This is a genomic window from Candidatus Thermodiscus eudorianus, from assembly GCA_015521085.1.
GTDB classification, from domain to species: Archaea; Thermoproteota; Thermoprotei_A; order Sulfolobales; family Acidilobaceae; genus Thermodiscus; species Thermodiscus eudorianus.
Window position 1 is genome coordinate 17,707 of the sequence record WAOW01000006.1, and the last position, 21,913, is coordinate 39,619.

The 21,913-nt window shown below is 58.0% G+C and carries 22 protein-coding genes; 13 read left to right on the plus strand and 9 right to left on the minus strand.

From position 1 onward, the window contains the following. The first annotated feature begins 51 nt into the window (after positions 1-51). Positions 52-981, plus strand: coding sequence for a hypothetical protein (locus F7C38_05455; protein MCE4600994.1), 930 nt, complete (start codon positions 52-54; stop codon positions 979-981). Here the strand turns inward: F7C38_05455 and F7C38_05460 are convergent. Both F7C38_05460 and F7C38_05465 read right to left on the minus strand, forming a co-directional pair. Further along, the gene (locus F7C38_05460) at positions 978-1,520 is read right to left on the minus strand and encodes a gamma carbonic anhydrase family protein (GenBank protein ID MCE4600995.1); all 543 of its coding nucleotides are present in this window, start codon (positions 1,518-1,520) and stop codon (positions 978-980) included. The two genes, F7C38_05455 and F7C38_05460, sit on opposite strands and share 4 nt — an antisense overlap. Positions 1,521-1,605: 85 nt before the next feature. After that, positions 1,606-3,114 (minus strand): hypothetical protein, encoded by a 1,509-nt coding sequence (locus F7C38_05465; GenBank protein ID MCE4600996.1) that lies wholly within the window; start codon positions 3,112-3,114, stop codon positions 1,606-1,608. Between the two features lie 210 nt (positions 3,115-3,324). Between F7C38_05465 and F7C38_05470 the strand changes: the two genes are divergently transcribed. The 5 genes from F7C38_05470 (at position 3,325) to F7C38_05490 (ending at position 8,511) form a co-directional block, all read left to right on the plus strand. Next, positions 3,325-4,794: an amino acid ABC transporter substrate-binding protein gene (locus F7C38_05470; protein ID MCE4600997.1), complete on the plus strand. Its 1,470-nt coding sequence runs from the start codon at positions 3,325-3,327 to the stop codon at positions 4,792-4,794. Between the two features lie 146 nt (positions 4,795-4,940). Then, positions 4,941-5,915 carry a branched-chain amino acid ABC transporter permease gene (locus F7C38_05475; protein MCE4600998.1) on the plus strand — a complete coding sequence of 325 codons (975 nt, stop codon included), beginning with the start codon at positions 4,941-4,943 and terminating at the stop codon, positions 5,913-5,915. A 7-nt stretch (positions 5,916-5,922) separates the two neighbouring features. Next, the gene (locus F7C38_05480) at positions 5,923-6,984 is read left to right on the plus strand and encodes a branched-chain amino acid ABC transporter permease (protein ID MCE4600999.1); all 1,062 of its coding nucleotides are present in this window, start codon (positions 5,923-5,925) and stop codon (positions 6,982-6,984) included. Between the two features lie 16 nt (positions 6,985-7,000). Beyond that, entirely contained in the window at positions 7,001-7,789 is a 789-nt protein-coding gene (locus F7C38_05485; GenBank protein ID MCE4601000.1) for an ABC transporter ATP-binding protein, read from the plus strand. Continuing rightward, on the plus strand, positions 7,789-8,511 hold the full coding sequence (locus F7C38_05490) for an ABC transporter ATP-binding protein (GenBank protein ID MCE4601001.1): 723 nt from the start codon (positions 7,789-7,791) through the stop codon (positions 8,509-8,511). The genes F7C38_05485 and F7C38_05490 overlap by 1 nt, the downstream gene beginning before the upstream one ends. Positions 8,512-8,565: 54 nt before the next feature. Here the strand turns inward: F7C38_05490 and F7C38_05495 are convergent, their stop codons facing one another. Both F7C38_05495 and F7C38_05500 read right to left on the minus strand, forming a co-directional pair. Further along, on the minus strand, positions 8,566-9,762 hold the full coding sequence (locus tag F7C38_05495; protein MCE4601002.1) for a DUF401 family protein: 1,197 nt from the start codon (positions 9,760-9,762) through the stop codon (positions 8,566-8,568). Continuing rightward, on the minus strand, positions 9,753-10,796 hold the full coding sequence (locus tag F7C38_05500; protein ID MCE4601003.1) for a hypothetical protein: 1,044 nt from the start codon (positions 10,794-10,796) through the stop codon (positions 9,753-9,755). The genes F7C38_05495 and F7C38_05500 overlap by 10 nt, the downstream gene beginning before the upstream one ends. Positions 10,797-10,940: 144 nt before the next feature. On the opposite strand from F7C38_05500, the gene F7C38_05505 reads away from it, so the two are divergent. Both F7C38_05505 and F7C38_05510 read left to right on the plus strand, forming a co-directional pair. Next, positions 10,941-11,846 (plus strand): fumarate hydratase, encoded by a 906-nt coding sequence (locus F7C38_05505; GenBank protein ID MCE4601004.1) that lies wholly within the window; start codon positions 10,941-10,943, stop codon positions 11,844-11,846. A gap of 15 nt (positions 11,847-11,861) precedes the next feature. Then, complete coding sequence (locus F7C38_05510) at positions 11,862-12,485, plus strand: FumA C-terminus/TtdB family hydratase beta subunit (GenBank protein ID MCE4601005.1); 624 nt, start codon at positions 11,862-11,864, stop codon at positions 12,483-12,485. Between the two features lie 10 nt (positions 12,486-12,495). Here the strand turns inward: F7C38_05510 and F7C38_05515 are convergent, their stop codons facing one another. Then, positions 12,496-13,161, minus strand: a complete 666-nt coding sequence (locus tag F7C38_05515; protein MCE4601006.1) for a TIGR00266 family protein — start codon at positions 13,159-13,161, stop codon at positions 12,496-12,498. Positions 13,162-13,277: 116 nt separating this feature from the next. Here F7C38_05515 and F7C38_05520 point away from each other — a divergent pair, with 116 nt between their 5' ends. Next, positions 13,278-13,841: a class I SAM-dependent methyltransferase gene (locus tag F7C38_05520; GenBank protein MCE4601007.1), complete on the plus strand. Its 564-nt coding sequence runs from the start codon at positions 13,278-13,280 to the stop codon at positions 13,839-13,841. Between the two features lie 2 nt (positions 13,842-13,843). Here the strand turns inward: F7C38_05520 and F7C38_05525 are convergent, their stop codons facing one another. After that, positions 13,844-14,509, minus strand: coding sequence for a hypothetical protein (locus F7C38_05525; GenBank protein ID MCE4601008.1), 666 nt, complete (start codon positions 14,507-14,509; stop codon positions 13,844-13,846). Between F7C38_05525 and F7C38_05530 the strand changes: the two genes are divergently transcribed. The 3 genes from F7C38_05530 to F7C38_05540 all read left to right on the plus strand — a co-directional run bounded on the left by F7C38_05530 (position 14,490) and on the right by F7C38_05540 (position 16,801). After that, positions 14,490-14,795 carry a 30S ribosomal protein S25e gene (locus F7C38_05530; GenBank protein MCE4601009.1) on the plus strand — a complete coding sequence of 102 codons (306 nt, stop codon included), beginning with the start codon at positions 14,490-14,492 and terminating at the stop codon, positions 14,793-14,795. The genes F7C38_05525 and F7C38_05530 overlap by 20 nt on opposite strands. A 75-nt stretch (positions 14,796-14,870) precedes the next feature. Then, positions 14,871-15,725, plus strand: coding sequence for a hypothetical protein (locus F7C38_05535; GenBank protein ID MCE4601010.1), 855 nt, complete (start codon positions 14,871-14,873; stop codon positions 15,723-15,725). A gap of 194 nt (positions 15,726-15,919) precedes the next feature. After that, positions 15,920-16,801, plus strand: a complete 882-nt coding sequence (locus F7C38_05540; GenBank protein ID MCE4601011.1) for a KaiC domain-containing protein — start codon at positions 15,920-15,922, stop codon at positions 16,799-16,801. Here F7C38_05540 and F7C38_05545 read toward each other — a convergent pair. Continuing rightward, positions 16,736-18,217, minus strand: coding sequence for a TrkH family potassium uptake protein (locus F7C38_05545; GenBank protein MCE4601012.1), 1,482 nt, complete (start codon positions 18,215-18,217; stop codon positions 16,736-16,738). The genes F7C38_05540 and F7C38_05545 overlap by 66 nt on opposite strands. Positions 18,218-18,418: 201 nt before the next feature. Next, a complete protein-coding gene (locus F7C38_05550; protein MCE4601013.1) occupies positions 18,419-19,825 on the minus strand; it encodes a DUF5591 domain-containing protein in 1,407 nt (468 codons plus the stop codon). Positions 19,826-19,951: 126 nt separating this feature from the next. Between F7C38_05550 and F7C38_05555 the strand changes: the two genes are divergently transcribed. Continuing rightward, a complete protein-coding gene (locus tag F7C38_05555; GenBank protein MCE4601014.1) occupies positions 19,952-21,673 on the plus strand; it encodes a hypothetical protein in 1,722 nt (573 codons plus the stop codon). Here the strand turns inward: F7C38_05555 and F7C38_05560 are convergent. Then, entirely contained in the window at positions 21,652-21,873 is a 222-nt protein-coding gene (locus tag F7C38_05560) for a hypothetical protein (protein ID MCE4601015.1), read from the minus strand. The genes F7C38_05555 and F7C38_05560 overlap by 22 nt on opposite strands. Between the last annotated feature and the right edge of the window lie 40 nt (positions 21,874-21,913).

The window sequence follows — 21,913 nt, forward strand, 5'->3', positions numbered from 1 at the left end:
ATCCCCCCTTTAACTCATACACTATAACCTAGAGGCTAAAGGGTGACACCCATGAAACCCAAACCCTACACCTTCACCTACATGCCAAAACCACCATACTGGTTCACCGGGCACCTAGAGAGGTTCAGCCTACCCAATCGCCCGCTCCCATGGATATATGACTGGGGCGAGAAGTCGTGTAGGAGGCTCATAGGGTATAGGGAGGCGCTTGTCCCGGTAAAGGTGTACTTCCGGGGGGAGCCCTGGATGCCCTCCGTAAAAACCGTCATCTGGAGCCGTAGCGCGGAGCAGGCCAGAGGGCTCAACGAGGCGCTCCTAGAGTGTATACGGGCGCGCTTCGACTACAGGGAGTTCCTGGCCGTGTTGGATGGGTGGCCTAGGCTCCGCGTGCTTGCTGAGAAGTATCCTGGCTTGAGGCCTGGTCGGACTATGAGCCTTTACGAGGCCCTGGTTGACTCGGTTGTGAAGCAGAGGATAGCGTTGAGGATGGCGCTGCGTGTACAGTCTAGGCTCGTGTCCAGGTACGGGGCCAAGCTCGTCATGAAGGACGAGGTGTTCTATTCGTTCCCGCTACCAGAGGCTCTGGCGTCATCCAAGGTAGAGGACCTCTATGGCCTCGGGTTGACGCGTATGAAGGCTAGGGCCCTGAGGGAGATCGCGCTCGCAGAAGTCGAGGGGAGGCTTCCCAGCGTGGGAGAGGTTGTAAGGGACCCCCAAGGCAATATAGAGGAGTTGACCGGGCTATACGGGGTTGGGAGGTGGACTGCCGAGCTCTCCATAGCCATGGTCCATCCCAGGTTCCCAGTCGGCCCGGCTAGTGACCTGGCCGTTTCGAGGGGGCTTGAGAGGCTGCTTGGCTTGAAGCTGTCGGAGGCCCGCTTGAGGGAGTTGCTGGAGGATTTGGGGGATTACCTGGGGCTCATCATGTACTTGGCCGCCTACGACTACGAGTCCGCCAAGAAGAGGGGTAGGCAGGGCTAGCATGGGCGTGGCAGTATCCTCCTGTAGGCTACCGCCTTGCTATGCACCTGGGATAACTCCCTCCTGACAGTCTCTATGTCGTCGTCCGATAGCTCCCTCACGGGCTTCGCCGGCACGCCTAGGGCTAGTGTCCGCGGCGGTATCTCTTTGCCCGGCGGTACGAGGGCTCCAGCGGCTACTATCGCCTCCTCCCCTATCCTGGCCCCGTCGAGTACTATCGCTCCTATGCCCACTAGGGCTCCATCCCCTACCGTGGCCCCGTGTATTATGGCCCCGTGGCTTACCAGCACGTTCCTGCCTATGGTGACCGGGTGCCCCTTTGGCGCCTCCACGAGACTGTTCTCCAGTATGGCGGTATCCCTGCCTATCTCCACCCTGTCGTCGTCTCCCCTTATTATGGTGCCGAAGAGGACTACCGCGTTCTCCCCGATGCGGACGTCTCCGAAGACCCTGGCCATGGGGTCTATGTAGGCTGAGGGGTCGACCCGGGGCTTCAGCCCATTGTACGCGATTATGTTACACGGGTAGCCGGGGTTCATGGGGCTCGACCTCCATCCACGGGAGAGGGGACCCTCTAGCGATAATGTATTGCACGCCTATACCGGGGGCTGTCTATTTCCTCCATCACAGTCTCATGTCCTTCTTGTCCCTGAAGCTTATGTGGAAGCTGAAGGCCTCCTCCAGCGCCACGGGGATGTGGCCCCCGTACTCCAACGCCTTCCTGTAGTACCTGTATAGCTTGTCCCTGTAGTCTGGGTGGCTGCACCTTTCTATTATGAGCTCGGCCTTCTCCCTCGGGCTCAGCCCCCTCAGGTCGCAGACCCCCTGTTCCGTTACTATCACGTCCACGTCGTGGTCCGGCGTGTCCACGTGTGAGGCCATGGGTACTATGGAGCTCACGGCCCTGCCCTTGCGGGTGCTCGGGGTTATGAATATCGACAGGAGGGCTCCCCTGGCATAGTCCCCGCTCCCGCCGATCCCGTTTATTATCTTGGATCCTAGTACGTGGGTTGAGTTGACGTTGCCATAGATATCCACCTCTACGGCCGTGTTTATCGCTATGACGCGGAGCCTCCTGATCACCTCTATGTTATTGGTTATGTCCTGAGGCCTCAGGGTGATCGCCTCGATATAGTCTCTCGGGTTGCTGTAGAGCCTCTCCAGGTTCCTCGGAGTCAGCATGAGGCTCGTGCACGACATGGCCTCGGTCATGCCCTCATTGTACAAGTCTAGTAGGCTGTCCTGCACCACCTCGGTCCAAGCCGTGAGGCCCTTGAACCCAGCGTCCTTCAAGGCCTTGAACACCGCGTCGTTGACTGTGCCGACCCCGCTCTCCAGGGGGTAGAGTGATGGTGGTAGGCGGCCCGCTGAGACCTCCTCCTGTAGGAAGCTTAGGAGGTTCTCTGCTATCATCTTCTCAACCCTACTGGGCTCGGCTGGCTCTCCCCCGTGGTCTATCCCCCTGCTCTCGACTATCGCCACTATCTTGTCCCTGGGGACCCTTACTAGGGGCGACCCGACCCTGTCGTCGACCCTCCTTATCGGTATGGGCTCCCCGTCGACAGGCCTGTATATGTCGTGTATCCCGTAGAGGTCTGGTGGGGAGTCCATGTTCACCTCTATAACCACGTAGTCGGCCATCTCGACCCATGCCGGGCCCGCGCCCACGCTGGCCGTGGGCACGAAGCCCTCCTCCAATACGAGGCTAGCCTCTACAACGGCCACGTCTATCCCGTCTATGAACCTGTGTAGGTGCCCTGTCTTCACCATGTAGGGCCACTCGCCGAGGTGGTAGTCCTGGAATGCGACGACGCCATCGTTTATCAGCTTTCTTAGCTTGGGGTTGTTCTGGTAGGGGTATCTCCTCGCCACGACGCCTTGGTCTACGAGCCTCTCGTCCATGTCGTAGGCGCTGGCCCCCGTCAGCACAATCAGCCTACCGTTCTCTCCTGCCAGGAGGCTTCCCAGCTCCTGGGGGAAGCTCTTGGGATACCCCACGCTTCCAAAGCCGCTGGTCCCCATGGATACGGTCTTCTTACCTCCCAGCTTCTCGTACAGTCTTCTAGCCGCGTTTTCGGGGTCTTGCAGTAGGTTGCAGAGGCTGTCCGGTATCCTGCCCTCCAGGCATGACAATAGCGTGGCACCCGCTGGGTCTTGTATTGTATAGATGGTCTAAATATTGGAGGGCGGCTATTGTATGTAGGGTGTTTTGTACCCGATACTTACGGGTCCAGCATTATATTCACATATGAAAACATATGGATAAAATAACGATGGATTATAAATACAAGTGCAGGCACCATAAGGTTTAAACCGAGCCATACCTGCTGAGGTGCGTATGCTTTGAGGAAGGGAATGCTCTTTGCAATGGTCCTGGTAGCGCTGATGCTCGCCGGTCCAGTGGCGTTCGCCGACATGTACCCGGAGAGCGTGTCGGGCGACGTCATCAAGATCGGCATGACCATAAGCCTGTCGGGCAAGTTCGCTACCGAGGGCCAGCAGGCTCTATGCGGTGTGAAGGCTGTCATCAAATGGTATAACGACCAGGGAGGAGTCGATATAGGCGGTAAGAAGTACAAGCTACAGCTAGTCTACTACAACGACGAGTCCAGCAAGGACAACGTCGCATCCCTATACACGAAGCTCATAACGACAGACAAGGTAGACTTCCTACTAGCACCATACTCCAGCGGCCTCACCCTGGCAGCACTGCCAGTGGCAGAGCAGAACAACAAGCTCATCCTAAGCCACGGCGGTGCAAGCGACTCGATAGTCAGCAAGGGCTACTACTACATAGTCCAGGTACTCACACCCGCGAGCAGGTACCTGGAGCAGGCCGCTGTGCTAGTGCATGACAAGATACCCAACGCCAAGGTCGCCCTGATATTCGAGAACGCCGCCTTCGCCCAGGCCGTCAAGAAGGGACTCAAGAGCTACCTAGAGAAGTACGGTGTAAACGTGGTGTACGAGGCCGACTACGAGCCCGGGACCAGCGACTTCTCAGTCTACATACAGTCGGCCAAGCAGAAGGGAGCCGATGTACTGCTGGGCGGCGGGCACTACGAGGATGGGAAGGCCCTGGTAAAGCAGGCCCATGACAGCGAGTGGAGCCTCAAGTTCATAGCAATCCTAGTAGCCCCTGCACAGCCGAAGTTCTACGACGAGCTAGGCGAGGGTATTGTGAACGGCGTAGCCTACCCAAGCCAGTGGAGCCCCAAGGCCAACTACAACCCACAGGCAGCACAGCAGGCCGGCCTAACCTGGGCTGGACCGACGATCGACGACTACCTGAACTACTTCCACCAGGTATGCCCAGACCTTGAATCGCCAGCCTACCAGTCAGCCGAGGCTGGAGCAGCCGTAGTCTACCTGGTCGAGGCCATCAAGAAGGCCAACGAGATGTTCGGCGCGGACGCCATAAAGGACAGTGCAAAGGTCAGGGAGGCCTTCAACGACCTGAAGATAATGACGTTCTTCGGCCCGCTATGGATAGACCCAGACACCGGTAAACAAATGGGACACCCAATGCTACTGATGCAGTGGCAGGGCAAGAACAGGGTCATCATATACCCGCCGGAGTACGCTGAGGCTAGCCCGCTGATAGCGGCCCCGAACTGGCAGTTCGGCGGAGCCCCTGCTACGACGACGACCCAGGCTCCCGCGACTACAACGACCCAGCCCGCGTCACCGACTAAGACGACGACTACAACGACTGCCGCCAAGGGTGGCATGTCCACGGGACTGGTAGCTAGTATAGTGATACTGATTATCATAATAGTTGCTGTCGCCTGGTATGCTATGAGCAAGAAATAAATATCAAATCTTTCTAATATTTTCTTTTAATTTCTTTTCATATATATGAGCATCCTTGTAACCCTTAAATATCCACTGCCAAGGCAGAATACCCGAAAGACAGGACACCGGAAACCCATGTGGATTGTGGGTAAAGGGGTGGATTCATGGTAGACCTAGGAGAACTACTACGATTCACACTCCAAGGCCTACTCACAGGCTTCCTCTACGGCTCCGTCCTAGGAGTCGTCGCGGTAGGGCTCACACTCATCTGGGGCGTGATGAAGGTAGTCAACCTAGCACACGGCCACCTAGTAGTCCTCGGAAGCATGTTCGCAGCATACATCTTCATAGCAATGGGCCTAAACCCGATACTCATATTCATACTCTTCCTAGGCTTCGGAGCGATAATGGGCGCGATACTCTACTACTCCTCCATCCACAAGATCATCGGGAAGGTCGACGTGATAACGCTCAAGGAGGAAATGGCCACGCTGATGACGACCTTCGGCTTCGGAATCACGCTCTTCGGCCTACACTACGTGATAAACCACTTCAAACCCGACTACAGCACCGAGCCCAGCCTATCCTGGAAGGCGACCATAGCCGGGAAATCCATCGTAAGCATACAGGCCATAAGCCTCGGAGAGGCGCCCTTCACCATCTCAATAACACAGATAGTCGCGGCCATACTAGCACTACTACTAGCACTAGCACTACACCTACTCATAAACAAGACGACCCTAGGCCTCACCATAAGAGCCGTCGCACAGGACTCAAGGGCACTCGCGTTAGCGGGTATAAACCCCGTCAACATAAAACTGGCGACAACCGTCATCTCCTCCAGCGTCGCTGTAGCGGCCGGAGTACTCTACATAATCTACACCGGCTCCGCCACGCCGGTGACAGAGTCGATCGTGGCCCCACTCAGCTTCGTCATAGTAGTCCTAGGAGGCCTCGGGAGCATACTAGGCACATACGCCGGGGGGCTGATACTAGGGATAATATACCAGGTCATAGTGTACTCAAGCCAGGCGTTCTTCGGCCAGCCGCAACAGGCCCTAGCCCTGGCAACGGCCTTCGCTATACTACTCATAATGCTGATCGTAAGGCCACAGGGCCTCTTCGGCAAGAGGGGGTGATGGAGCGGTGATAGGCTTGTTCAAGAGGCCGAGCTTCTACATCGCCCTAGCACTACTCGTGATCTTCGGAGTGATAGGCGCGGCCGGGACCGCTGGCATAGGCTCCGAGCAGTTAATCGCCAACAGCATGGACCTTATGATGTGGATAGGCCTGGGCCTGGCGATGGCCGTTATAATGAGCTACGCCGGCTACGTCAGCTTCGGGCACACGGTATTCATAGGAATCGGCTCCTTCGCAACAGCATACATCGTAGCCGTGAGGAACTACGACACGATAATCCAGATCATGAGGGACCTAAGGAGGCAGGCCATACAGGCGGGGCTCCCACCGAGCTCCGTCTCACTACCCACCAGCGAGGTGGTGAAGCTATTCATTGTCAGCTCCCTGCTAGCCAGTGTGCTAGCGGTGGTGGTCGCCGCCGGCGTGGGCTACGCGGTGCTCCGCCTCAGGGGAGCCTTCTTCGCCATAGCCACCATAGGCTTGAACTACGTGGTGATGTACATAGTGGTCTTCTACCTCAAGAACTACCTGGGCAGCACCGAGGGCCAGGAAGTGGGTAACCCCGCGATGGGGCTGACCAACATAGACTTCTACTGGATGCACTACGTCGTATTCATAGTAACAGTGCTGGTCGCCTACCTCGTGAGGGTGAGCAGGCTCGGCTATGGCCTCGCAGCCATAAGGGAAGACGAGGACGCCGCCGAGGTGGTTGGAGTAGACACCTTCAAGTACAAGATAATAGCCTTCAGCATCGCAGCCTGGCTAGCCAGCCTATGGGGGGTTGCAAGGGAGTTCAGGGGCTCCTTCGTGGCCCCCGTGGAGTTCAACCTGCTAAACAGCGTTGTAATGCTACTCGAAAACGCTATAGGAGGCCTGGGCTCCTTCACAGGCCCGATAATAGGCGCGTTCATATACTACCCCCTGAAATGGTACACGCAGACCATAGCCGGCGTGTTCGCGCTAGTCATACTGGGAGTGCTGATAATATTGGTGGTGAGCTTCGCGCCTGGAGGAATAGTCGGCATACTCAGGAACAGGTTCCCCCGGCTGAGGAAGATACTGGAGTAGAGTGGGGTGGTCCATGGTGTCGGATGGCGATGTCATACTCAGGATCCAGGGCGTGACCAAGAGGTTCGGGGGCCTCGTAGCCCTCTCAGGCGTCTCCTTCGACGTCTATAGGAAGGAGATACTCGGCCTCATAGGCCCGAACGGCGCCGGCAAGACCACGCTATTCAACGTGATCTCAGGCGTCTACAAGCCGGAAGAGGGCAGGGTCATATTCAAGGGCGTCGACATAACCGGGTGGAGGCCTCACAGGGTCGCCAGGCTGGGCATAGCGAGGACCCACCAGATAGTCAAGCCCTTCGGAGACCTGACGGTGCTGGAGAACACGATGGTCGGGGCACTCTTCGGGAAGAGAGCCGGCAAAATAGGCGAGGCGGAGGCCAGAGAGATAGCCCAGGAGGTATTGGACTTCATAGGCCTGGGCGACAAGGCAGAGCTCCCAGCCAGGGTGCTGAACGTTCAGGAGAAGAAGAGGCTTGAGCTTGCCCGTGCCCTAGCCTCCGAGCCAGAGTTACTGCTACTAGACGAGGTACTGGCAGGCCTAACGCCGCAGGAGGTGGACAGGATGCTCGAACTGTTGAGGAGGATAAGGGAGGAGAAGAATGTAACCATGATCATGATAGAGCACGTGATGCACGCGGTGATGAACATTGCCGACAGGATAGTAGTGCTACACTTCGGCAGGAAGCTGGCCGAGGGCACCCCGGAGGAGGTGGCCAACAACCAGGAGGTCATAACAGCCTACCTAGGAGACCCGACGCTGGCCCTCAGGTTCGTTAAGAAGCTCAGGGAGAAGGGTGGTGCCTGATGGCCGGGAAGTACATATTGGAGGTCGAGGACCTGGTATCGGGCTATGGCGAGACCCAGATACTCTTCGGGGTCTCGCTGAAGGTAGAGAAGGGCACGATAACGACGCTGCTCGGCTCGAACGGCGCCGGGAAGAGCACGACCCTCTGGACAATAATGAGCGTGGTCGAGCCCTGGAAGGGCACGATAAAGCTAGACGGCGCCGACGTCACGCGGCTCCCAACCCACAAGAAGGTCAGGCTCGGGATGATACTAGTCCCCGAGGGGAGAAGGCTCTGGCCCGGGCTAACAGTCGAGGAGAACTTGAAGCTAGCGGCACTGATACCCAGGGCCAAGGAGAAGGTCGAGGAGAACCTTGAACTAGTCTACAACTACTTCCCCAGGCTGAAGGAGAGGAAAGACCAGCTCGCCGGCACCCTGAGCGGCGGGGAGCAGCAAATGCTCGCCATAGCCCGGGGGCTAATGCTCAACCCGGAGATACTGATGCTCGACGAGCCGAGCCTGGGCCTGGCGCCCAAGCTAGTCCAGGAGATAGCTGGTATAGTGAAGAGGCTTAGGGACGAGGAGAACAAGACGATATTCCTGGTGGAGCAGAACATACACATAGCCCTAACCGTAGCCGACTACGGCTACCTGCTTGAGAACGGCAGGGTCGTGCTGGAGGGCACCCCGAAGGAGCTACAGGAGAACCCCAAGATGAAGGAGGCCTACCTAGGCCTCTAGAAGCCCCGCTTAAACCCTATGGGTTTTCTCCAGTTCCTACTTCTTTGCCGGCGGCTAGTATATCAGGTATATCATAGCCACTCCTATGGCTACAGCTGCCAGGATGCTGGCGTAGGTCTTCAACAATACGCGGCCCATGCTAGACTCGAAGTAGTCAACCGTGAGGGCCAGGCATAGGTGCACGGGGCTACCCATCACCCCGAGGAAGCCTCCCAGGTATGCTAGGGCTAGCATGCTCCAGTTTATCCCTGTCTGTAGGGTGAGGTATGGGATTAGGGCTGGCATGGCCGTTGATGCGAAGAAGTTCTCGCCGCCGGCCGCTAGGCCTAGTATGAAGGGGACCATGAAGACTAGGAGTGCCTCGTTTATGCCTGCCGTGTCGGCGAAGGAGGCCATTGCAACCCCCATGTCGGTGGCTAGGAGAACGTTCTTGAAGTAGAGGCTCTCAAGCAACACCAAGTGTATCGTGGGCCTCGTCGCCAGCTTCAAAGCTCTAACCAGCTGGGGCCTGCCAGGCCTCCATATAGCCACGAAGACGATGATGACCGTGGCTAGCGCGACGAGCATGGGGACTCCCGAGAAGAAGAGGATCACCAGGCCTAGGAGGGGTGATATAGAGGCCAGGAACACGGCGAGGGTCCCCCTGCCCCCGCCGCAGGAGACGCTTCTGAGTATCGGGTATGATATGAGGGCGCCGCCGAGTATGGCTGCCACGGTCCCTATCCACGTGTGGCTCACGACGTCGATTGGGTTTATGTAGAGTACGCTGGCAGTTATCACGACGCTCTGGAAGAGGGGCCACGAGGGGACCCACACGTGCCTGAACCAGTAGTTGAGGTAGGTCGCGTCGTCACGGGACACCCTGGCCTCGGCTAGGTACTTGTCCTTCAACGCTATAGCCGATACTAGGGCGCCGCCTGGCATGGGCATCAGGCCTATCAGGGCTGGCACGCCGGTGAGGGCTAGCCTGCAGCTTGACGATGAGAGGGATTCCACCATCTCATCGAGGAGACCTGTCTCCTTCATCAGCCCCGCTAGGAGCATTGAGAGGAATATGTAGACGAAGACTCTCAGGTCGTTCCATTCGAGTAGCTTGGCCCCGGCCTCCACGGCTTCCCTCGGGGTTGCTGAGAGGAGTACGTATGTGGCTATCATGCCGGCTATTACTATGTAGACTTTCCTGATCCTGCTGGCTAGTATCACGAGTAGGATGTATGAGGCTATGAATCCATATACTGGGTTTAGCGGCACTGTCTGGTGCACCTTATCCCGGGGGGGCAGTCTTCTGTGTCCTTCCTCCATTGGACGAAGTCCAATATATCGGTTATCATTACTTTAGCCGTCCTCCAGGCGGGCCCGGCAGGCCCCCTGAGCACGATACTCGTACCCTCCAGGCCAAACACTATAACGTTCTCCTCTCCCTCAGCCAATGCGAGGGGGTCACTCCCCTCCAAGACCATAGGCTCCACGCCCAGCCGGCTCGACTCGAAGTCGGCATAGGCGACGTACTTCACCCTCTTGCCCTCCCTCAGGCTCTCGGCCACCAGCTTCTCCTCCATACTCTCTAGAGGGACCCTCTTGACGTCCTCAAGCCTGGCATCATACCCGAGCGTGTTGGAGAGTATGACTAGCTTCGCCGCCGGGTCCCAGCCGTGCGTGTCCACCGTGGGATCTGGCTCGGCTAGCTTCGCCTCTATAGCCTTCTCTAGGGCCTCCCTGTAGGAGTATCCCTTCTCGACGAAGCCGAGTATATAGTTCGTGGAGGCGTTCAACACCGCCCTCACTGACTCGACCCCCCTCAGCCTCAGGCCGAGGGCAGAGTCTATCGCCGGCGTCCCGGCGGCGACTGTGGCTCTGTATCCTAGGAAGAGGCACCGCCTCCTGACCTCTTCGATGAACCTCTTCCCCTCAAGGGCTAGCACCGTCTTGTCTGCCGTGATTATGGAGACCCCCTTCTCGACTAGCCCATGGTATATGGTCTTGTTGGGCTCGCCTGTCTGGTAGCTTGGGGGTATGGTTATCAGGGCTACGTCTGCGTTGGCTAGGATGGCGGCTTCTATGGGGTCTAGGCCCTCCTTGAAGTTGTGGTGTCTATCCAGCTTCTCCCCGGAGCGTGCTAGTTTGGCTAGCTTGGCTAGATCGCCTGGCCCGCCCACTATAACGGCTCCCCCGCTCGACGCGACTCCCGTCACCTTTACCGGCAGGCCGGTACCTGGGTCGAGGAGCCTCTGGGCTAGTTCCCTGCCGACGTTCCCAAACCCGATAAGTACGGCGTTGTACTCCATCCCTCCTCACCCGCGGTTCAAATATACTACCGCCATGGCAGTGGGTTAATGTCGTATTAGTGGCTACCGCGTAAATACCGAGACCACATATATGTATATGTGAAAACAGAGGAAAGCCGAGAGAGCATAGAGGGTGTATAGCCTATGGCGATCCAGCTAGAGGAGATATTCTACGACTTCATCAAGAGAGTCGCAACCGGCATACCAGAGGACGTGTACAAGAAGATAAAGGAAGCCTACGAGAAGGAAACGGTCCCAGCGGCCAAGGCACAGCTCGAAGCGATACTGGCAGACATGGAGATAGCCTGCAAGAAGGAGAGGCCCATATGCCAGGACACGGGGACCCCCTACCTGTGGATAGAGTGGGGCGAGGACTTCCCCCTGAAACCCACCGCGATAATAGAGGCCTACAAGAACGCCCTAAGGAGAGTAACCAAAGACGGGTACCTAAGGCCCAACGCCGTAGACCCCCTCAAGGCAAAGAACTCCGGGGACAACACGGGCAGGTTCATACCATGGATACACGTGGAACCAGTACCGGGAGACAAGCTGGTAGTACACATGATGAGCAAGGGAGGAGGAAGCGAGGCCCCGTCAACACTCATAATGTCAACCCCCCTCAAGGGCTTCGAGAACCTTAAGAAGGGAGTAGTAGAGGCGGTGGCCAGGGCAGGGCCACTACCATGCCCGCCGGTGATAGTTGGAGTGGCTATAGGCGCGGGAGCCGACATAGTGATGAGCCTAGCCAAGAGGGCGCTACTAAGGCCGATAGGCGAGAGGCACCCGGACCCGGACGCCGCCAAGCTAGAAGAGGAGTTGCTAGAAGCCCTGAACAAGCTAGAGCTAGGCCCCCACGGCTTCGGAGGCCACCTAACGGCGCTAGACGTCAAGTTCGAATACGCCCACAGGCATCCGGCCACCTTCGCGATAGGCATAGTAACTAGCTGCTGGGCTACCAGGAGGGGCAGCATAGAGGTGGGCCCCGACGGGAGCTGGCGCATGCTAACCAAGCACCTGGTCCCCGGGGACGGTGGTTGTGTTATTAGGTGAGTGGGGTGGTTTGTGGTGAGCGAGTCTAGAGTATTCCATCTCCGGACCCCCCTCTCGGACGAGGACGTCGAGAAGCTCAGGATAGGAGACATAGTCTACGTGACGGGTATAATGGTCACAGCGAGGGACGAGGCCCATAAGGAGATACTCGAAACCATAGAACGCGGAGAGAAGCTGCCCATCGACCTGAAGGGCCTAGTGCTATACCACTGCGGCCCGGTGGTCAGGAAGAAGCCCGACGGGAGCTGGGAGGTCGTAGCGGCCGGGCCGACCACCAGCATGAGGATGGAGTCGGTCGAGGCCGAATTCATAGAGAAGACCGGCGTGAAGATGATAGTTGGAAAAGGCGGGATGGGCCCGAGGACCGCTGAGGCCATGAAGAAGCACAAGGCCGTCTACGCGGTATTCACCGGCGGCGCTGGAGCCCTCGCCGCGGACAGGATCAAGAGGGTGGTCGACGTCTACTGGCTCGACAAGCTGGGCATACCGGAGGCCGTCTGGGTTTTCGAAGTAGAGAACTTCGGCCCCCTCATAGTGACGATAGACTCCACGGGCAGGAACTACTATGAGGAGAGGCTGAAGAAAGTCAAGGAGAACGCTGAGAGGGTAGTAAAGGAGCTGCTCTCCAGGGAGGGCTAGCCCTTCTAAATCAACCCTTTTTCGGGAGGTACCTGTAGACTAGGCTCGCCAGGGCTGGTAGGAGCCTCGTCTGGAGCCATACCCTTCCAGGACCCCTTAGCTCGAATACTATCCCTTCTCCCCCGAAGAGGAAGGACTTCCATCCCCCGAACTTCCTGGCACTCCACTGGACCGTGGGGTCCATTGCCACGAGGTGGAAGTTGTCGACTATCATGGTCTCGCCGGCCTGCAGCGTATAAGTCTCTAGGGCCCCGTAGGACGAGAGCCATGCCCTCCCCCTGCCCTCGATCTTGAGCCAGAAGAACTGTCCCTCGGAGAGCCAGCCCTTCAAGCCGCGCCAGGCGGTCGTGACCTTCAGATCCCCATAGTGGGCTAGGTAGCTCGTGTCCTGCACCAATAGCTCTCCAGCTATATCAACGCCCACTATATCGCCTGGAGCCGATGGGGCGAGTCCGACCGCCGAGGGGCCCCTGGCCCTGGCCACGTTTAGGAAGAAGGACTCACCGCCCAGCAACTTCCTCTTTAGAGCCGAGCCCAGGCCGCCGCTGGTTGTTGTGACCTCTATAGGGCCTCGGCTGTACACGAAGGCCCCCGCCTCAAACCATACCTCTTCTCCAGCATTCAGCTCTAGTTCGAGGAGGCTGTAGGCTGGTCCCCCGACAATCTTCTCCTTCATACAAGTCCACCCATACGTCCTTGTAGAGTCGCTGGCCCGGGTTAATATAGTGGCTTGGCTTGATAAGCCTAATACCCTCTGGGCGTCTACCTGTGTATGGCTTGGTGTAGCGTGTTTTGGATGGACTGGATTATGAGGTGAGGGAGCTCTTATCTCGCTTGAGGAAGGAGTCCTTAGAGAGTTACGTGCCCCTGATAGACGCGGAGGATGGTGCCGCGCTCGCCACCCTCGCCTTCATGGCCCCTGAGGGTTTGATTGTTGACCTGGGCGCGGGGGTTGGCTACTCTGCCCTCTGGCTTGCCATCGGGGCCCGTGGGAAGAGTGGTGCTAGGATTGTGGCGGTCGAGTGGGATCCGGATTTGGCCCAGGTGTTGGCTAGGAATGCTAAGGCTATAGAGAGGATAACCGGTGTTGGGGTAGAGGTAGTTAATGATGATGCTCTGGAGTACTTGGACTCGCTACCCGAGGAGGAACTGTTCTCGCTGGCCTTCGTCGACATAGAAAAGAACCAGTACCCGGAGGCCCTCGCGAAGCTAGTGCCGAGGACCAGGAAGGGCGGCGTGCTGGCGTTCCACAACGCGTACTTCCCGTCCCCGCCCAAGTCCTTCTACGAGATGATTAGAGGCTATAGGCACCTCATAGTGCCGACGCCGCAGGGCCTGGCAGTGATAGTAGTGTGAGGCTACCTGGCGAGCGATACTATCCTCCTGATGATGCTCTCCTTGCCCGGGAACTCGTTGGGAGGCATGTACTCGACCCGTATACGCTCGTCTCCCAGGGACTCCACCTGCCGTGCAAGCCTCTTATCCCCGGTGACGAGGATCACCCTCCTACCACTACCAGCTAGGCGCTCGACGATCTTCAACACGTCATAGTCGTCGTGCGCTGGCCAACGCGTGACCCGGCCAGCCTTGACAGGGGACTCCAAGCCCTTACCCAGCACCTCGTGTACCTCAACGGATCCGGGCAACTCTCTGGCCACAACCTCCGCCAAGCCCCTGAACATCTGGTCTAAAACAATAGCCACGACGCCAGCCGGGCTAGCGGAGGCCTCTAGACCGGGCCCTGGCTCCCTCCTTCCGGCTGCCTGTGGCTTCTCGACCCTCAACACCAGGGGCTCGTCCTCGAACAGGATTACGACTCCCCCGTTCTCCCGGGCCAGCTTCAAGGCCTCACCTAGATCGTCGAGGAGCCTGTATTCCCCCTTGACCCAGACGATCCTAGCCATCCCATAACCCTCTCCCGGCGCCACCCAGGCTAGAGTATTGTAGGCCCTGATAGATGCTTTTATATCCACTAGGCCGGGCCAGTGTAGATGGTGGACGGTTATGGCGAAGAAGAAGGGCAAGGCCGAGGGCGGCGCCAAGGGGAAGGCGAGGAGCCTGGTGGAGCAGGCCAGGTATGACGTCAGCCTCCCGCCGGAGCTCCTAGAGAGGGCTAAGAAGGACTTGAAGAGGGAGAAGTACCTGACTCCATTGAAGCTCTCCCAGAAGTACAATGTAACGCTTAGCACCGCCAGGAAGATACTGAAGGCCCTCGAAGGGGAGGGGCTGATAGTAAAGTTCGGAGCCAGCAGGAGAGCGCCAGTCTACGTGCCAGCGGATAAGGCCAGGGAGCTACCCCAAGGGATATAGCATAGCCCAGGAGCATTCAACCCAACTCCTATGACACAAGCTAGAGTGGCTAGGCCTCCTCCGGTGGCCCAGGTCATGCCCTCGATACTAGTAGTTGGATACCACGAGCACGACGCGGGCAAGACGATCCTAACCGGTAGCCTAGTGAGTATACTGAGGGGCCGGGGAGTCGATGCCGTGGCGGTCAAGCCCATGGCTGGCGTGGACCTGTGGGAGTCGCCGTGGGTTCTAAACGAGATCAAGGCCCGGGGGCTAGTTGTCAGCGGCGATGCATTGAAGCTCGCCGAGGCTAGCGGCGGAGTCGATCCCGAGATCTTGAACCCTGTCACCCTGATATACGCCCCCGTGGATCCGAGCAAGGTGCATTGGAGGCCTCGCATCGGCGAGGGTAATGTAGAGGTCCTCGGTAGGGTTAGCGTGTGTAGGGAGGATAGAGTCGACACCATGCACTTCATAAACGTTGAAGCCCTGAACCTCATACCGAATGGCCTGGCTTCTAGCGTGTTGGAGGCGGGAGGCCGGCTGAAGCCGTACCCCTTTAGGGCGAGCCGGGAGCTCGTGGATAAGGTTGTGACGGGGGGCTTCACCGCTGAAATCGAATCCTGTATGAGCAAGGTGTACTCAAGCCACGGGCTGGTCGTGGTAGAGTCTAACAGTGACGTGGCGGTGCCTACGCCCAGCTCCCTAGGGGCCGAGTGGGTCCTAGTCTCTGGCAGGGGCGTGGTAGCCGTGGTTGAGGGGGAGAGGTGGGCTAAGGCCGTGGAGGTTCTGGCTGGTACCGGTGGGGTGCGCGCGTTAACTACCAGGGATGTGCTCAGCCTGACTGGCGTGAAGGAGGTCTTCCAACTACCCTTCCTCGTGGAGCCTATTGAGGGCTATAGTGAGTCCGACCTGGATCCGCTCCTATCCTACATACTCGGTAGGAGTTGACGGCTAGATTAATCACCTCCACCGGGCCACGTGGGGTTTCCTGGGCCGATGGGGTGAGTCGTGCCCGGTAGAGGAGCCACCTCTAGCCAATGACTGTGGCTTTGGCGGCGATGACTAGCTCTGGGGTACCCGGAGGCCCCTCCTTCATTCCCTGCCATGGGTATATTGCCTCCGAGGACAGGTATCCTAGCCTGGTGGATGGGCGAGCGGCTTTGGCGGCCTCGACGAGGGTGTATGTTGAGAGGCTGAAGACTGGCGTGCCCGGCTTCGACCCCCTGGTGAATGGAGGGATCCCCAGGGGCTTCTTCGTCGCTGTAGTGGGCGAGCCTGGGACTGGGAAGACGGTCTTCAGCATCCACTTCGCGTGGCAGGGCGTTGTCGAGGGCGACAAGGTAGTGTATGTGACTACAGAGGAGAGCCGGGAGAGTATCGTGAGGCAGGCCGCTATGTTTGGGATGGACCTGGCTAGGGCGATGGATAAGGGTAGGCTGGTTATAATTGACGCTTTGATGAAGAGTAAGGGTGATGAGTGGAGTCTGGGCGAGCTCGATATTGAGGAGCTAGTGGAGAAGGTGCTTGAGGCCAAGAAGAAGCTCGGCTATGGTAGGGCTAGGCTGGTCATAGACTCGATGAGCGCCTTCTGGCTCGACAAGCCGGCGATGGCTAGGAAGTATAGCTACGCGGTGAAGAGGATACTCTACAAGTGGGACTTCACGGGCTACCTGGTTAGCCAGTACGCGATAACGACCTCTGAGGCCTTCGGCTGGGGGGTCGAGCACGTCGCGGACGGCATAGTCAGGTTCAGGCGCTATATCAGGGGAGGCGTGCTGAGGAGGTATGTTCTAGTGGAGAAGATGAGGCAGACGCCCCACAGCCTAGTCATGCACGAGATCAATATAGTAGATGGAAAGGGGATGATGGTCACGAGGCCAGTCACGGCCCGCAGGGAGGACGTGGCACTGCCGGGTAGCGTGAGGGACCGGATAATCCGGGCCCGCCTGGAGGAGGAGCTAGCCTCTCCTGATAACGTATCGGAGGGCGGCGATGTAGGCGACGACTTCGAGCCTACCCAGTAGCATGGCCGCTATGAGTATAGCCTTCACTCCAAGCGGCGCGCCCGCGGCCGATAGCCCTGCGCTCAGGCCCACGTTGCCCATCGCGCTGGCTATCTCGAAGGCGATGTCCCCCAGGTCGTACATTCCAGGGTAGACGGCGGCTAGCAGTATGACTAGTAGGGTATAGGTCACGACGAAGGCCGTCACGGTGGCTAGGGTCCTCCTCACCAGCTCCTCGTTCAACACGTACCTGCCAAGCCTCCTGCTAGGCACATATCCCCTAGCGTGGACCACGAGGTCCGCCTCGTAGGATATGCTCTTGAGCGATATCAGTATACGGAACACCTTTATACCTCCAGCCGTGGAGAAGGCGCTCCCCCCTATCAAGGCTAGGATCGCTAGTAGGACCTTGTAGGACTCCGTGGTGGCGTGGAGGTCTCCTGCCTGGAAGCCCGCGGTGGCGAAGGAGGAGACGACGTGGAACCATACCTGGGTGAAGGTGAAGTTCCTGTGGAAGAGGGGGTCCCTCACCCACATATAGCCCGCTAGGAGTATCGAGCCTGCTATGATCGCTAGCTGCGCGTGTAGCTCTATGCTGTACCTCAGCTCCCTGAACCTGCCCGTTAGGATCGCGTTGTGATCTGCGAAGCTCACAGCCCCCAGGAACATTATGAAAGCCGCTACCAGGAGTATCCAGTGGTTACTCATGTAGTACCCTATGCTCTCCGTGTGGGTTGAGAAGCCTGCCGTGGCTATACCGGTCATCGAGTGTTGTATGGCGTCGCCTAGAGGCATGCCTGCCAGGAAGAAGAGCACCGCCCCTATAATGGTCAGGACGATGTAGATAGCTCCCATCTTGACGGCGCTCCTCCTGAGGCTGGCCTCCAAGCGCTCGAACTTACCCTCAGCCAGGTATAGCGTCGCGACGGACACGCCTGGCGGGGCTAGGAAGGCTATCGTGAAGATGACTATGCCTAGCCCGCCCTCCCACTGCATCAGGCTCCTCCAGACCTTCAACGTCTCCGGTATGGCGCTGACCTCTGGAACGTATACGTGGTGCCAGGTGCTCGGCTCGCCCGAGAGTATTGTTAACCCGGTTGTGGTCCACCCGCTGACGCTCTCGAACAACGCGTCGATGAATGGTATATGGGACGCTGCCATGAATGGTACCGCGTCAAGGGTCGGCACTAGGAGCCAGATGAGCACTGTTACGGCCACTGCCTCACTCATCTTCAAGGGCTCGGTGCCCCTACGGGTCAACAGGTACCCTGCCAGTATGAAGGAGAGGCCCATGGAGAACATCACTATAGCCGGGTACCTCTCCTGGGGGAGGCCTTGCAGGTAGGCTAGGTATAGGCCGTATAGCCCGGAGCCTATCAGGGATAGGCTAGACGCTATTATAGCCAGGCCAGAGTAGTAGCCGAACTTCTTCAGCATCCCTCCATGGCCTCCCCCACGGCTATAGAGCCCGTCGCGATTGAGGAGAGGGTCCCTCCTTGGATGATATGCGTTTCCCGGGGGTAGGGGGCTGAGGAGTCCTCATCGCAGGGCCTCCCCATCGCCACGAAGGGTCGGGGTCGGAGGTTCCAGTCATCCGCCAGCCCCTCCCCCAGGGGTTTATGAGCGTGCTTGGAGGCTCTAATCGGTTCCCAGTAGCTCCGAGAGGGTCCCCCTCAGCTTCTCCAGGGCTAGCGGGTGTCTAACAACGCTGCTCCCCACGCGCTCTCTCCCCAGCTCCCTTTTTATGGCCTCATAGGTTTCCTCGTCGAGGACTACTACTAGTTTATCCGTCATCCCTGCCTCCTCGAAGGCCTGTTTTATGGCTTCTAGGGTCTCGGATTCGAGGTGGAAGTAGGCGATGAACTTTTTATAGTGCCTGCCGTGGGCGGCCAGGTAGTCTTTGACCCTCTTCTTCGTTATCTCTATGTAGTCCCTCTTGACCTCTTCAGTCTCCATCCACTCGGGCCAGTCGTAGTGGGTGAATGGATACCTGTCGTGGTATTCCCATGGTATGACTCCCGGGGTCGAGACCACTATCAGGTGTAGCTTCGGGAACCACGGGTACCCGGATATAGCGGATAGTATGGCCCTGTGGGTCTTGCTCTTCCTATAGGGCTTCCTATAGCTGCAGGGCAGTAGTAGCGCGTACTCCTTATTCTTGGGCGGCTCGTAGAATCTCGTGATGTAGTCTTGCCACACCTCGAAGTGGGGGTGGAGGAGTATCTCCCTGCCGACGCCCTTTATCCTCTGCCATAGCCTGCGCGGGATCTTTGGGACGAACGCGAAGTTGCTGTGGTCGACTTCTATGGCGACGCCCATGTACTCGTACCGGCCGGTGTCCCTCCTGACGCCGCCTAGCCTCGATATAGCCCTATCGACGAGCCCGTGGAAGCTCTGCTCGTCTAGGGGCTTCCACTTGCCCTCTATCCAGTCCAGTATGAGCCTGGTGTCCCTGTGGGGGTACGTGTTTATGACTACTATCGAGTCGCTGTAGACCGCTGCCAGGTGGATCGTCCTCTCAAGTAGCTCCTCCTGTACCTCCAGGTTGTTGTACATGATGGGGTGGCCGTTTACGAGCACGTAGGTCCTCAGGCCGAAGCCCTTGCTCTTGAGCAGCCTGGCGGCCCGGATGTAGTCTGCTACCCCCGTGTTCTTCCTGTAATACCTGTAGAGTATTATGTCGTCGGCCACCTCTAGCCCGATGGCCACTGTGATCTTTATCCCGTCTACCCACACGCGGTCGAGGTTCTCCGTGGTGACGTCGTCGGACTTGCCCTCTATAACTATCTCCCTAACGCCTCTAGCCTTCGCCTCTTCTATCAGGGACTTTACAAAGTCGAGGGGGAATTGCCTCGGGTCCAGCATGCTGCCCGAGGAGAAGAGCTTCACTACCTCGGGCTTGCCGGCCTTGTCGAGGGCCCTGAGGTACTTTTGCCTGAGTGCCTCTAGGCTTGTCTCGGCTCTTCTCTTCCCCCAGCCGCAGAAGTAGCATGCGCCCCAGCTGCACCTGCCGTGCTCTAGTACTACCGATATCGTTTTCTGCATTGTCTCTGTCGCCTTGGGGATAGTGTTTTGTTCCTGGTGGTTTAATACTTGAGTAGTATCTCTGGGGTTGAAGGGGCTAGTTAATTAATGGCGTGGCCGGACAATTGTGTCGTTGGGGTCCTGGGCTTGGCTAGCGAGGTATTGGATAAGATCGTTATAATCGGCGGCACCACCGGGATCGGGTTAAAAAGACTATATAATTGCCTGAAAACTAGGAAATTCGATGTTGGAGACGCATGCGTATTCCACTTCGAGAGCATGCTGGAGGAGGAGTACTCTCGCCCGGGTCGATGCGGCGATATAGAGCAGCTGATAGCTCTGACGCTCACCTCAAGGCCAGCCGCCCTCAAGGCCTTCTCCAGAGGGATAGAGCGGATAAGGGCTAGAATAGCGGAGAGGGGGTGCAACAAGGCGGTAGTGGTAGCCCATCTAACATACCTGAGCAAGAGGAGCATAATAGCGAATCCCGCCCTCGTGGACCTGCTGAGGATGGCTAGGGAGGCGTCTATAATCTACATGACCGACGACCACTTCGACGCGCTATACAGGATGGCCCTCAGCGCAAGCGACCGCGTAGTCAGCGGCTCGGGCAGCTGCGCCGGGCTACCCGAGACCCCCTACCACATAGATCCGGTGCTCTACCTCACATGGCGCGCGGTGGACTCCAACATACTGAGCCTGGCCGTCGAGATAAAGCCGGGGACCGAGACCTATATCTTCGGGGTCAAACACCCGGCCAGGGACTTCCAGCTCCTCCTCAAGAGGGTCTTGAAGACGCGGCGGGAGTTCATGGTTGACTCGACGCCGGTCACGGCCTATCTCTCGCACCCGATAACGCAGGTTAGAGCGATGTACGTCGCGCTCGGCGATAGGCCGCTGAGCGAGCTTTCTCTCGTCAAGTCTATAGAGGCTTTGAAGGAGGCGCTGAGGAGGGCTAAGGACGATATAGTGATATATGAGCCCACGACCGTAGACGAGTTACACCAGGATAGGTATTCTAGGATAAGGGAGATCGTACCCCGGGATCTGGTGGAGAAGACCGTCCTTGGAGGAAGCTTGGGCGTCGAGGAAGTAGAGGGTGATCCTCCCCTTATACACTCGCTCTTCGTGGATTCCATGAATAGGTGGCCCTACAGCGAGGTGAACCTCCGCGAGTATTGCGCTGGCCAGCCAGTGTATCCCTATCGGGAGGGCGGCAGGCTCAGTATACTGGATCCCCTGATGGCTGTGATATATGGGGATGACATGTACAGCAATTTGCTTGTAGACGTCGTGGTCCACAACATGGCCAAGCCAGGCCCTACTAGCGGGGCTATGAGAGGCATGCTAATGACCCAGCTCCTGGACCTCGTCAACGCCCAGATAGAGGAGAGGGACTACGCCTACGTATCACAGTCAGACCATATAATAGCCGCTACGACCGCGGTGGTAGTCTCCGAGAAGGACGCTAGGGAGATGGGCATAGAGCCTGGCATATACATCCCATGGAGTACTGGAATGGACGCTGAGATACAGCGGGCCAGAGCCCTAGCCAAGCCAATAACCTACTACCTGCTACCACTGTGCTCCGACACTCTACTCGAAGCAACCACCAGCAGGGATGAGGCCAGACGCCTCGGCGAGACCCTGACAGCGGGGTTCAAGCAGTGCAATGCTAATACGACGGCTAGCACTTGCGGCGACGAGGAGGCTATAGAGGCGGTCAGGAGGTGCGCAGTCAGGATACAGAGGGGAGGCCTCTTCGCAACCATAGGGGGCGGGGTCAGGGTGTGCGTCCTACCAGTCCTCTACAGGAAGGGTGTGGAGTATGAGGAGCTCGTGGAGGCCTACTCCAAGTCCCTCTGTTGACCGTGGACCAGAACCCTTGCAACCATATACGGGTAATCCTCCTCCCTGTAGAATAGCTTGTTTATCTTGAAGAGGAGCACGCCCTTCCCGGATACCCTGCGCATCTCGATCCTCAGCCCCTTCTCCTTCAACGGGTAGGATAGGCTCGCTGCCTTCAGCGCTTTATCCTCCGAGTACTCTACTATAATCTTGTCCTCCAACGCGCCCATCCCTAGAGTCTACTATAGGGACCCGGGGGAT